A 12,367-nucleotide genomic window follows, 5' to 3' on the forward strand; every position below is an offset into this window, starting at 1 on the left:
CGCCACGCACAGTGGCTAATAGTGATAAAAAATACTGCTAACTCACGCAGACCACCACGGCCGAAAGCACCACCCCGGCATCACCCCTGACCACTAAGGCCGAAAGCACCAACCCAGCCCCCCGACCAACATTCACACCCCCTTCCGGCTTTAGCTGCGAACCAAAACCAGAAGGGTTGCGTGTCCACAACGGCTATAACGCAGTTAAACCGCTCAACCTTGAGCCGCCGCTAGCACTGCGTTCAGCGTCTTGCTCGGACGCATCACGGATTCCAGCTTGTCGAAGTCAGGCTTGTAATAACCGCCGATGTCCGCCGCCTCTCCTTGCACAGCCGACAACTCGCCCACGATGGTCTGCTCATCCGCGGTCAGTTGCCTAGCCAGCGGTGCGAACTGCGCGGCCAAGGCTGCGTCGTCGGTTTGTGCCGCCAGTTCCTGGGCCCAGTACATCGCGAGGTAGAACTGGCTGCCGCGGTTATCCAGTTGCCCGGTCTTGGGCGACGGGTTCTTGTTGTTCTCGAGCAGTTGGCCGGTGGCTGCATCCAGCGTCTTTGCCAGGATCTTGGCGCGCGCATTGCCGGTCTTCAGCCCCAAGTCTTCCAGCGATACCGCCAGCGCCAGGAATTCACCCAGCGAGTCCCAGCGCAGATGGTTTTCTTCCACCAGCTGCTTGACGTGCTTCGGAGCCGAGCCGCCCGCGCCGGTTTCGTACATGCCGCCGCCGGCCATCAACGGGACGATGGACAGCATCTTGGCGCTGGTGCCCAGTTCCATGATCGGGAACAGGTCGGTCAGGTAGTCGCGCAGGATGTTGCCGGTCACCGAGATGGTGTCGAGGCCGCGGATGACGCGCTCCAGCGTGTAACGCATGGCGCGCACTTGCGACATGATCTGGATGTCCAGGCCGGCGGTGTCGTGATCCTTCAGGTAGGTCTCGACTTTCTTGATCACTTCGGCTTCGTGCGGACGGTACGGGTCCAGCCAGAAGATGGCCGGCATGCCGGAGTTCCGTGCACGCGTGACGGCCAGCTTGACCCAGTCGCGGATCGGCGCGTCCTTCACCTGGCACATGCGCCAGATATCGCCTTCTTCCACGGTCTGGGTAAGCAGGACTTCGCCGGTGGCGATGTCGACAATACGAGCCTCGCCTGCTTCCGGCACTTCGAAGGTCTTGTCGTGCGAGCCGTATTCTTCAGCCTGCTGCGCCATCAACCCGACGTTCGGCACCGTACCCATGGTGACCGGATCGAAGTTGCCATTGGTCTTGCAGAAGTTGATGATCTCCTGATAGATGCGGGCAAACGTGCTCTCCGGAATCACGGCCTTGGTGTCCTTCGGACGACCGTCGGCGCCCCACATCTTGCCGCCGATGCGGATCATGGCCGGCATCGATGCATCCACGATCACGTCGTTCGGTGCATGCAGGTTGGAGATGCCCTTGGCCGAATCCACCATCGCCAGTTCCGGGCGATGCTCATGGCACGCGTGCATGTCGCGGATGATTTCTTCGTGCTTGGAGGTGGGCAGGCTTTCGATCTTGTCGTACAGGTTGACCAGGCCGTTGTTGACGTTCACGCCGAGCTCGTCGAATAGCTTGCCGTGCTTCGCGAAGGCTTCCTTGTAGAAGATCTTCACGGCATGACCGAAAACGATGGGGTGCGAGACCTTCATCATCGTGGCCTTCACGTGCAGCGACAGCATTACGCCGGTCTTGCGCGCATCTTCCATCTGCTCTTCGTAGAAGTCGCACAGCGCCTTCTTGCTCATGAACATGCTGTCGATGATCTCGCCGTCGAGCAGCGACACCTTCGGTTTCAGCACGATGGTCTTGCCGCTCTTGGTGACCAGTTCCATCTTCACGTCACGCGCTTTGTCCACGGTCATGGACTTTTCACCGTGATAGAAGTCGCCGTGCTTCATGTGGGCCACGTGGGTACGCGAAGCCATGCTCCACTCGCCCATGCTATGCGGGTTCTTGCGGGCGTAGTTTTTGACGGCAGCCGGCGCGCGGCGGTCCGAGTTGCCTTCGCGCAGCACCGGGTTCACGGCGCTGCCCAGGCACTTGGAGTAACGCTGGCGGATCGCCTTCTCGGCGTCGGTCTTCGGTTCTTCGGGGAAATCCGGGACCTTGTAGCCCTTGCCCTGCAGTTCCTTGATCGCGCCGATCAACTGGTGCACGGAGGCGCTGATGTTGGGCAGCTTGATGATGTTGGTGTCCGGCAGCAGGGTCAGGCGACCGAGTTCGGCGAGGTTGTCGGGCACCCGTTGATCTTCGGTCAGGAATTCAGGGAACTCACCCAGGATGCGGCCAGCCACCGAGATGTCGCTCGTGGTGACGCGGATTCCGGCCGGCGCGGTGAACGTGCGGATGATGGGCAGGAAGGCGCTGGTCGCCAGCAGCGGAGCCTCGTCGGTGAGGGTGTAGATGATCGTGGGTTGCTCGGTACTCATCGCTTATCTCGAGAAAAAAAGGTGGGTGGGCGCCGCCGGCTGCGTCAAAAACCGGGGTTAACCATCGAATTTTGCCTGATTTTGCTTTCAAGAGGGCTGTGCTGGCCCGGCGATTCGCATCACAACGTGAAAAAAGCGGGGTTTTCACGCGCGCGAGGTGGGTGACGAGGTGGTCCTTCCCGCCCTTTAGTAGCTCGTAAATGTCTGGATTAAAAGACTAATTCGCTTGGGTGTTCGTTTGGCGGGTCGCTTGCGGGCAGCTTGCGACCCTAGGGCTGAAGGTGCGGCCATACAAAAGAAGTTTCCCGGAAAAAACACCACTGACCGAATCCATGGCGTGTGTGCGACGGCGTGTCTAGTCGTATCCTCAACTACGAGAATTTACGCGAGCGCTGCGTGAAAACTCATGCGAGACAAGGACTGGATGTATTGCTTTGATCAAAAGACCGGCATTCTTTGCCTTCATGTAAAACGATGCCTGACTGCCATCAAGCGCCACCTCGTCTCCGTCTAATTCGCCGGCGTTTGCTGCTCTGGCGGCAGCGTCAAGTTCGTCCTCCAGCTGGTGTAGTCGCGTCAAGTCACGGCTGCCGTACGTGACGACAACCACAACCTCGCTTCCATCAATGGGCATGGCTGCCCATCCTGGAACGGTATCACCGGCCAAAAGCAGAAACAGGACGCCTTGAATCAAAAGGATGCGCTTCATAAGATCGGTTACTCTCGCCGCCACCTGGTTTTCGAACATACCCGAGCACGATTGTCGATGATCCAAGCAGCGAGGTCGAATGGCTGAAAATGGCTGACCCTTGCTTGTCCGCGATCGGCGGCACGCGACCCGTCTGAGTCACTCAGGCGCGATCCACCTCGGTCCGTTTTCGAACCGGCTTCGACCGATCGTCGAGCAGAGCGTGAGACAGTCCGCGACCTTTAAAAGTAACGCTTTTTCTTCGCGTCCATAACGAAACCGGCAAGCCAGACTTCAGCCAATGAGATCGGCACCTGCCGTCAGGACAATCTTTCCAAAGTGTGTGCCGGAATCGATCAGCTCGTGAGCGCTGCGAGCGTCGACAAGCGCAAAGGTCTTGTAGACAACCGGCTTGATCTTGCCGCTCTCGATGTGCGGCCAGACCTGCCGCTCCAGTTCATTGATGATGGTCGCCTTGTCCGCGGATGTGCGCGATCGCAATGTCGAGCCCATATGCGTCAGACGTTTTGTCAACATCGGCAAGACGTTGAGATCCTTTGCCGGCCCCTTGATCACGCCCACCTGGAGGATCCGTCCGTCCATGGCTGCGGCGTCATAGTTTCTAGCCACGTAGTCGCCGGCAATGATGTCGAGGATCACGTCGACGCCTCTTCCATCGGTAAACCGCTTCGTTTCGGCGACGAAATCTTCCTCGCGGTAATCAATCGCGAGGTCTGCACCTAGCGCCAGACTGGCCTCCCGATGCGCCTGCGAGCCAACTGTCGTGATGATTTTCGCAGCGCCGAATGCCTTCGCCAACATGGTCGCCGTGGTACCGATACCTGACGCGCCGCCATGGATCAACACCGATTCGCCGGCAACCAGCTTGCCGCGCTGGAACAGGTTCAGCCATACCGTCATAAACGTTTCGGGCATGGCCCCCGCTTCCACCAACGTCAGGCCTTTGGGGACATGCATCGTGTTGCAGGCGTGCGCGACCGCATATTCTGCGTAGCCACCGCCGGGAATCAATGCACACACCAGTTCACCGATCCGGAATTGGGACACGTCGGCGCCAACGGCAACCACTTGGCCTGCTACTTCCAGCCCTGGAATGTTCGAAGCGCCGGGGGGCGGATCATACAGCCCTCTGCGCTGGAAAACGTCTGGGCCGTTCACGGCAGCCGCGTGGATGCGGATCAGAACCTGATCGGCGGCCGGCGTCGGCACCGGGCGCGTAGTCGGCACCAGGACCTCAGGACCGCCGGGCTGTTTGATCTCAATGGCCGTCATGGACGACGGCACACGATAAGTTGAAGCAGACATGGATGCCACTCCTTCTATAGATGAGGCTCGAATAATCCGGGCGGATCATTGAACGAGGAACTCTTGCGTTCAGTATAGGCATCGACATTGATGAATATGTGCAGCATTATTCACGCGATGAGATGCAAATTTGCATCAGGAGGGCGGCACGATGAACTGGGACGACGCGCGAGTGTTTATCGCGGTGGAGCGCGAAAAAACGCTCCGTGGAGCGGCCAGGACGCTTAATCTCGATCAGGCGACGGTCGGCAGACGGATTGCGGCGCTAGAGCACGCCCTACGTGCAACGCTCTTCCTGCGCACCTCTGAGGGTTACGCGTTGACCGCCGCAGGCGAGACCGCGCTGAGATCAGCGGAGAAAATGGAACACTCCGCACACGAACTTGTCAGACGAACTCAAGGCACGGATACACGGCTCGCGGGCGACGTAAGAGTCACCAGCACCGACTCGATCGCGCTCGACTTCCTGCTTCCCGCCATCGAGCGCCTGCATGCTGCGCATCCCGAAGTGCGCGTCCTGCTGGACACGTCGACGCGCATGCTGAATCTGGCAAAGCGTGAAGCGGATATCGCGGTCCGCTCAGTCAGGCCGGATAATCCCGATCTTGTCGCGCGGCGCCTGGCTCGCTGGCCCATGGCGCTCTTTGCATCGAAGGCATATCTTGAGCAGCACGGCAAGCCCGCCGCTGGCTCCGCATTCGCGGGCCACGATCTTGTCGTCTATCAGGGAAACTGGACCGGTAATCGATCACCGACTCTTGCTGGCGAACCGATACACGCGGGGCGCATCGTATCGACCTTCAATTCCAGCCTCATGCTGCGTACCGCGGTAAAGGCAGGCCTCGGCATCGGTGAGCTTCCGATACATCTGGCTGAACACGACGGCCTCGTGCTGATATGGCCGGAACCGGCACGTGGGGCGGTCTACGAAATCTGGCTCGTCACGCATCAAGACCTTCGGCATACCGCGCGAATCGCAGCAATGATTGACGGCATCGCCTCCGCGTTCGAAGATCACACAGCCCACACAAAATAGTCACGCACGACTTGGCTGCGGCTGCTGCGTGTCGCGTTGCACTCGTCTCTACAGAAGAAGCGGACTTATTCCAAACGACTGGTCCGGGCTCTGTGGGCAGGTCAGACGTTGCTTCGATTGACTAGCTGGCCTATTGCTCATTGACCGGTCCAGGAGATCTGGGGCGATTCAGCGGCCCCGATCGACCTGTTGATTGAAATCCGCGACCTAGCGGCGACGTAGGCGCATCAAGACGCTGGCGGCACCAGTCGTCATCAGCCTCATGGCCTCGGCCGCCATTGGGGCGTGCACATCAAGCACCGCTCGTATTTCCTCGAAGTCGGTTGTGAAGCGCAGCTTGTATTCGCACTGGCTGAACAACTGGGCACCCAGCGCGTAACGGAACGCCTCCTTCAGGACTTCGTCTACCTTGATGCCCGGTGTCGTCATCTGCCCTTGTGCGTCGTACTTCGCCTCCGTCTGCCAGAAGCCCAATGGGTCGACAAAGAGCATTGGGATGAAGTTCTCGGGCTTCCGCACGTAATAGTTGATCTCGACGTCCTGGAATATTTCACGCAGCGTCCCGCCGCCTCCCTTGGCGTACAGTATGCCGACGCGCCCATTGGCAATGAGCGTCTCCTCGCGAATACTGTTCTGGTAGTACTTGGCGTAGCTGCTCGCCAGCGGCGTGGTTGGCTCCTGACCGTATAGCCAAGTTGGAATCGCCAAGCTCTTGCCCATCTCGCCGTCCAGCAGCGCCCTAGCGCGAACGGCGCCCAGCAGCCAGGCGTGTGCGGCTGCAATCTGAGCCTCTTGCCGAGGCAAAATCTGTCCCGTCTTGGAATCTACCATCGAGCCGGAAGGGACGGAACCTCCGGAGGCCGCTAGTTCCTGGAGGGCCCGGTTGAAGGCTCCATCGGTCGAGTTGGCGAACGCTGCTCCTAGATGTCCGGCCTCCATTGCACCAGGCCCGCCGCCCGTGACGATAAAGTAGCCAGCCTGGGTAAGCTGGCGACTGAGCTTCGCGATGACCGGATAAGCGGCTTCGCTGCGGCTGATGTCGTGGCCACCCATGATGCCGACCACCTTGGGCGACGTGCTCGTGATGTACTGCTTCAGCGAGAACGACATCTCGGCGTCCCACTGAGCTTGGTCGCGAGCGTCTTCGAGCGTTGTCGGAGAGGCTCCGCCAGCGGCCACGAAGCACTGGAAGCGTTGGAAGTCCCAAGTCCGCACGAAGCTAGTGGGATCGGACTCCGAAAACCCAGCAAGAAGCTGGTCGCTTGTGAGAAGCTCTGCTGTCATCGCCGTCTCCTGTTGCAAACTTTGGGGCATCTGTCTTCGACAGTGGATCCTCAGCGACGACGAGCCTTCCACGCCGCCGTCCGGTCGCGGATGAAGTTGTCGATATCCGCCGCGGAACTGGCCGTCGTGATTCGAGGCCCTTCCTCGAAGTAGCCGTGTGCGTTGCGCAGCGGCAGGCTCGAAACTGCGTCGGCGTGCATCATCGAGATCTTCGAGATGGACGAGGTGTTCGGGTGTATCGCGGTTGAGGCAGGCGGAACGACGCCCGGAATGCGGTCTGCGGTATTGCGAGCCGCAGCGTTCAAGACGTCGCCCAAGCTCGCCGCGGCAGCGTCACGCTGGCTCAGCGGCTGTGTACCGAATCGGCCGTGGATGGTGCGTAGCACGGACGTGTGGTCGATGACCTTTCCTGCTGATGCTCGGAACACCGTTCCCGGTTGAATCCACGGGGAAACCAAGACCGCAGGGACACGCACGCCGAAGCGGTCAAAGCCGAAATTTTCGTCCGGAACCGTGCCGTCGCCAGGAGGTGTCGCCCCCCACGGCGGAGGCACATGGTCATAGTTACCGCCGTGCTCGTCGTAGGTGATGATGAACAGCGTGGCAGACCAGTTGGGTGAGGCAAGGAGTGTGTCATAGATCTCGCGAATCAACTGCTCGCCCTTTGACACGTCATAGTTGGGGTGTTGGCTGTTGCCGCTTGAATCCCAACTAGGTTCGAGGAATGTGTAGGCCGGCAGGGTACCGGCGCTCGCGCGGGCTTGGAAGTCCTGGAACTGCCCGAAATGCGTGTCGCTTGCCGCCCGCGTGTCGGAGAAGTCCATGCGGGTCTTGGGGTCGGCGTTGTAGCCGAAAACCGCCCAGTCTTGGCCCGCATCGGAGAGGTGACTGAAGATGCTTTTACAGGAGAAGCGCTTGGAGGTATCGTCAAGATGACCTTGCGATGTCCCTGCGAGTGCAAATGCGCGATTGGGCATGGTCATCGTAGGTACTGAAGCAAACCATTCGTCGCACACGGCGTAGTTGGCGGCGAGCCCGGAGAGAATGGGAAGTAGCTCAGGCGGATACATGCCCATGATGTGCTGCGGAAGCGTCCCGGGCAGCGAGTCTTTATAGTGGTGAGCGAGGTCGCTCGCGATGGCGGCCTTGAAGTTCAGCACGAACCCGTCGTTGGTCGGCACAGCGCCTTGCGCTGGTGGTACGGAGGAAGAAAACAGCTGCACGTTCGTGTTGTCGTAGCCCTCACCAGGGTCCGCGCCGGGCATGAAATACGGGTGCGGGTCGGTGCTCTGGATCTTGTAGACCTTGTGCTGCACGCCGCGCTCGTCCGGGTTGCTCTCATTGCCTGTCAGCCCATTGAACTGGTCGCCCCGAGGTGACACGTTCGTTGGGTGGTACAGGAACCCGAGCATCTGATCGAAGGAGCGGTTTTCCAGCATCAGGTGGACGATGTGGTCGATTTTGGGCAGTTGGTTGGGCATGAGAATTTCCGTGGGATACGAATCTCGCAAGCACACAGGCCTTAGCGCAGATCCCGGTTCTTCACCGAGTAGGTAACTTGGAAAATAGACAAACGATGCTATGGAAGATCGCCTGGAAGCAGCGACTGGTTGAGCACTGTGAGTCGCCAGCCGCTCCAGAAAGCTCGAGCATCCAGACTAGGTCGAAGCGATCGTCGGGCCAGTTCGGTACCGCCTCACCTCGTGAAACCAGCAGTCGCGCCATCGGTGGGATCCTCTTATGCTCCCCAGGCAATCAGCACCGCACTGGCCGTGCCGGTGGCCTGCTCAACCAGCTTTTACAATTCATCCTTGCGTCACCTATCGTCGGCGTCTTCGGTCCATGCCTGACCATCGCCGATCGAAGGACTAACGGATGGGCCTGTGAAAGAGGACTTCACCTTGCCGGGTACATTTGATTCAGCTAAACCTTTAGGAATTGACATTGCAGCCAAAGACGCTGCAAAGAACATTGCCCCAAAGCCGGGACACTATCAATTCGCACCAGATGGATCATCTGGATCGAAGACTGTAATATCTGTCCAGATATTAAGGAACGGAAAGTCGCCATACCACCAAAGCGTAAATTCGACGAAGCCGTCATGGGCTGCGATATTTCCAACGACGATTGGTTTGGCATCTCCGATGAATCTGTCAGGAACCGTCGCACTAAGCCGCCCTTCGGCTGCTGTCACCAATACAAATGAACTGTTCGTAATAATCGGCCAAAAAAATGTATAGCGGCTAAGTCGCGGTGCGCCGACCCACAAGTGCCGGAAATGCTGGGTAGCCATTATCGTGCCTCCCCGCAAGTAAAATGAGGATTCTCGCCGTCACGAGGCTGACGTATCAATAGCCTGCCATTCACCGGCAGTGCTATAAGATCAATCAAATAACTTCCGTCCTCTGCGCGCCAAGCAGTTCCAATCCGGTGCGCACCGGCTTCTCCCTGAACGGTTGGAAGGGGTTCTTTATGGTCAGGATGGGCAGCCTGAACCGTATTCCCGTGCGCTACCACAAGTACGAATACCGGCATCCATTCTGGATTACCAGCCATAGCAATCTCCCTTATCCGTTAGCCAACGATGAAGGCGCATCCACGCTAGCGCCATATTCTCGAGCCGCATTGATCGCCCGGCCCGGTCGCGGATATCGGCACCATATTGCCCGTCAGTGACGCCACACTTGTGCACCAGTAAAACCTAGTTCATAAGGATCTGCGAAGCAAGTTCTTTAAGAATGGATTAAAACGTCGTTTAGTTGAGCTGCTCGATGGCAGAAACAGAACGCTGGTGGCCGGGTTGGCCGCTAGGGAATGCGGGGACGAGGCATCCACCCCTTCCGTCCACTTCGTGGGTGCTGACAGCCAACCCTTGAACGAGGCCAAGAACCAGTGCGTCGTTCGCCTCGATCAGGGGCAGCGCGCTCGACCATTCGACTTCCTCGTAAGCCGACATTCGTGACAGGCTGGGTCTGCAGGTATTCGAACGGACCGCTCATCTTTTGCAATCGCATGTCCGGTAGTAGGGCGGAGCTGACGTCTGAACGCCCCATCGGCCCGACAAGCGAGTGACGCTTCATGGCCGCCCGCTGCCCTATGCATGAGGGGCCGTTTCCCGTGGCACATAAAGCGGTGATCTGCGGCAGGCGACCCGGATCGCCCAGCCATCGATACAAAAAGCAGACACGTGACGCACGTGATCAAATTGGAGTTGCTCCAATGCCGCTATCCATATGCGTATTTCAAGTACATGCAGCACCGATTGCCCGCGCGGCCTGTTAGCGTCCCGGGCTCACTCGCCTGGTGGCGAGCAAGCCTCAACCGCGGAGCGCCACAGTAGCCACAACGAGAGCCGAGAAGATCAGCGCCGGGGCGAGATGCCGGAACGGCTCCCGATTTCGTAGCAACGTGAAGAGCGCTCCAGTCATGATCGCACCGGCCAGCGTTAGGCCAAAAACTCTGGTTTGTTGTCCAAAAAGAAGTGCCGCAGACAACAGCTCAAGAGCGCCACAGAGCAATCGAAACCATGCCGGGTAACCCCAGCGTGCGAAGTCGCGCTTCACCGCGCCGCGTCCTGCGAGATTGACTGCCCCAGCAACCGCGAACAGAACCGCTACGATCATCGCGAGAATCGATTCGAAAGATGCAGTGTTTAACGCCATCGTCATGCTCCGTTGCTTTGCTGAAAGTGCTTCTGTACAGAGAGGTCCGCAATCAGGCCGGGGCCGTGGGGTTCCCACGCAAGAACCCGCCGGGCATGCTGGCCGCTTACTGTCTGGTCGAGCGCCAGTGCGTCAGCGAACGGTCCAAGCGATTTGCGAGCATCGTCGAGCGGCCAGGGTTCGACGCGGTCGGCTCCGACCGAGGCCCGAATCGCTTCACCCATTTCGGCAACGGCAACGGCATCTTCCGCGACCACGTTGAAGATCTGTCCCGCGACTCGACCGTCACCACTTGCCGCCCGCTCCACCGCGCTCAGATAGGCCGTGGCGAGATCATCGACGTGAACGGCAGGCCAGTGGTTGCGACCATCGCCGACGACCCTCACACTGCCGGTCTGACGGACCATGCCGGCAAGCATGCCGAAGACGCCGCCGCCGTAGCCGTGCACCATCGCCGGCCTGAGGATCACTGCAGCAATCGAGCGGCGTGCTGCTAGCGCCAGCACCTGTTGCTCCACTGCGGGCCGCCAGGCGATGAGTGGTGTCGGGTTCAGCGCCGATGCTTCAGTCGCGGGCTCCCCCTCCGTATTGCCGTAGACCCAGGTGCCCGACGTATAGACAAACGCCGCGCCCGGATGCAAATGCGAAAGCATCGCTACAGCCGCGGCCTCGTCAGCAGCAGCAGCGGCGGAAGCGTCGTTGGTCGACGCGGTGTGCACCACGCCATCAGCGGCACCGGCAGTCGCAGCGAAAGACTGTGGCTCGCGCAAGTCGCCGGAATGCAGTGTCACACCGAGACGTGCTAGCGCGCTGGCGGCCGCCGAGCTGTCCTCGCGCACCAGCGCCGTCACCTGATGTCCGAGGCTGATTGCCTTGCGCGCGACCGCTTGCCCGATGAAGCCAGTACCACCTGTAATGAACAGTTTCAAAGCGTTCTCCAATGATTGGCTGCGAAGTTGAAAAGTCATACGAACGAGACTAACCGGTCTCGTTTTGACGAATCTAAACGAGACTGCCCAGTCTTGTCAACTACTCGACGATCTGTTATTTATCTCGCATGGACACTTCTTCTCTCCCCGGCCTGAGCCCGCTGCAATGCCGCAAGCGGTTCGCCATCCTCGACGGCGCGAAAACCGTTTTTTTAAGCCAGGGTTTCGGCCTGGCAACGATGGACGATGTCGCCGCGGCCGCTGGCGTCGGCAAACAGACGGTCTACCGCCACTTCAAGTCGAAGGAGGCGCTCTTCGTTGGTCTGGTGAGCGCGATGTGCGCTCAGGTGGGCGCGCTGCTTGCCAGCGCTCAGGTGGGCGCGCTGCTTGCCAGCGCTCAGGGCGAGCAATCCGATGGCGCACCCGAAGTCGAGTTGCGCGAGTTGGGATGGTTGCTGGCACGAAGCCTTATTACGCTGGATAATCTGCGGCTTTACCGGGCCATCGTTGCTGAGGCCGAGCGTCTTCCGGAACTCGGCCAGGTGTTTTACGAAAATGGTGCAAAGGTCGTGCGTGCCTTCGCCGCAAAAATTCTGCGAAAGCGATTTGACGAATCGACTGCTGCATTGCGGGCAGCGACATTCGTTCAGTTGGTGCTAGGCGATGCGTATCTGGAACTGTCAATTGGCTACACGGTGCCCGATGTTGAAGCACGCTTTGCGCTGCAGATTGACGAGGCGGTAGCGGCTGCACTTCGCTAAGGAGCGCCGCATAAGATGTTGAGCCGCTGCATGCGGAACGCAACAGCGTGTAGCGCGGGAAGCAAGACACCGCGTGTCCGATTCCGAACGCAGTCGCGCACCGGTTTCCGTACGATCCAGGCGCGTTTCTAAAATTGTGAGTGTCGTTTTGTGGCCGGCTTCTGTCTGACGCGGTTTCCTCCGACCCGTTGCGGTCTAACCGACTCATCGAAGCGGACGTTCAAACTCAA

10 protein-coding genes are annotated in these 12,367 nt (G+C 59.3%); 2 read left to right on the forward strand and 8 right to left on the reverse strand.

Annotation, left to right across the window (positions count from 1 at the left end; all coding sequences use genetic code 11):
• Positions 1 to 213: 213 nt before the first annotated feature.
• The 3 genes from M0D69_RS17105 to M0D69_RS17115 all read right to left on the reverse strand — a co-directional run bounded on the left by M0D69_RS17105 (position 214) and on the right by M0D69_RS17115 (position 4,465).
• Positions 214 to 2,451 carry an NADP-dependent isocitrate dehydrogenase gene (locus M0D69_RS17105; protein ID WP_301783145.1) on the reverse strand — a complete coding sequence of 746 codons (2,238 nt, stop codon included), beginning with the start codon at positions 2,449 to 2,451 and terminating at the stop codon, positions 214 to 216.
• Positions 2,452 to 2,818: 367 nt separating this feature from the next.
• On the reverse strand, positions 2,819 to 3,199 hold the full coding sequence (locus tag M0D69_RS17110) for a hypothetical protein (protein ID WP_301783146.1): 381 nt from the start codon (positions 3,197 to 3,199) through the stop codon (positions 2,819 to 2,821).
• A gap of 234 nt (positions 3,200 to 3,433) precedes the next feature.
• The gene (locus tag M0D69_RS17115; RefSeq protein ID WP_301783147.1) at positions 3,434 to 4,465 is read right to left on the reverse strand and encodes an NAD(P)H-quinone oxidoreductase; all 1,032 of its coding nucleotides are present in this window, start codon (positions 4,463 to 4,465) and stop codon (positions 3,434 to 3,436) included.
• Between the two features lie 151 nt (positions 4,466 to 4,616).
• Here M0D69_RS17115 and M0D69_RS17120 point away from each other — a divergent pair, with 151 nt between their 5' ends.
• Positions 4,617 to 5,501: a LysR family transcriptional regulator gene (locus tag M0D69_RS17120; RefSeq protein ID WP_301783148.1), complete on the forward strand. Its 885-nt coding sequence runs from the start codon at positions 4,617 to 4,619 to the stop codon at positions 5,499 to 5,501.
• Positions 5,502 to 5,708: 207 nt separating this feature from the next.
• Here M0D69_RS17120 and M0D69_RS17125 read toward each other — a convergent pair whose 3' ends face one another.
• The 5 genes from M0D69_RS17125 to M0D69_RS17145 form a co-directional block, all read right to left on the reverse strand.
• A complete protein-coding gene (locus tag M0D69_RS17125) occupies positions 5,709 to 6,785 on the reverse strand; it encodes a hypothetical protein (protein WP_301783149.1) in 1,077 nt (358 codons plus the stop codon).
• Positions 6,786 to 6,835: 50 nt separating this feature from the next.
• Positions 6,836 to 8,266 carry an alkaline phosphatase family protein gene (locus tag M0D69_RS17130; RefSeq protein WP_301783150.1) on the reverse strand — a complete coding sequence of 477 codons (1,431 nt, stop codon included), beginning with the start codon at positions 8,264 to 8,266 and terminating at the stop codon, positions 6,836 to 6,838.
• A 512-nt stretch (positions 8,267 to 8,778) separates the two neighbouring features.
• Positions 8,779 to 9,078 (reverse strand): hypothetical protein, encoded by a 300-nt coding sequence (locus M0D69_RS17135; protein WP_301783151.1) that lies wholly within the window; start codon positions 9,076 to 9,078, stop codon positions 8,779 to 8,781.
• Between the two features lie 1,024 nt (positions 9,079 to 10,102).
• Positions 10,103 to 10,453, reverse strand: a complete 351-nt coding sequence (locus tag M0D69_RS17140; RefSeq protein ID WP_301783152.1) for a DoxX family protein — start codon at positions 10,451 to 10,453, stop codon at positions 10,103 to 10,105.
• Positions 10,450 to 11,376: an NAD-dependent epimerase/dehydratase family protein gene (locus M0D69_RS17145; protein ID WP_301783153.1), complete on the reverse strand. Its 927-nt coding sequence runs from the start codon at positions 11,374 to 11,376 to the stop codon at positions 10,450 to 10,452. The genes M0D69_RS17140 and M0D69_RS17145 overlap by 4 nt, the downstream gene beginning before the upstream one ends.
• 128 nt (positions 11,377 to 11,504) lie before the next feature.
• Here M0D69_RS17145 and M0D69_RS17150 point away from each other — a divergent pair, with 128 nt between their 5' ends.
• Positions 11,505 to 12,137, forward strand: coding sequence for a TetR/AcrR family transcriptional regulator (locus M0D69_RS17150; protein ID WP_301783154.1), 633 nt, complete (start codon positions 11,505 to 11,507; stop codon positions 12,135 to 12,137).
• Positions 12,138 to 12,367: the final 230 nt, after the last annotated feature.

Origin of the sequence: Caballeronia sp. SEWSISQ10-4 2 (assembly GCF_030464885.1) — a bacterium.
Taxonomy (GTDB): Bacteria; Pseudomonadota; Gammaproteobacteria; order Burkholderiales; family Burkholderiaceae; genus Caballeronia.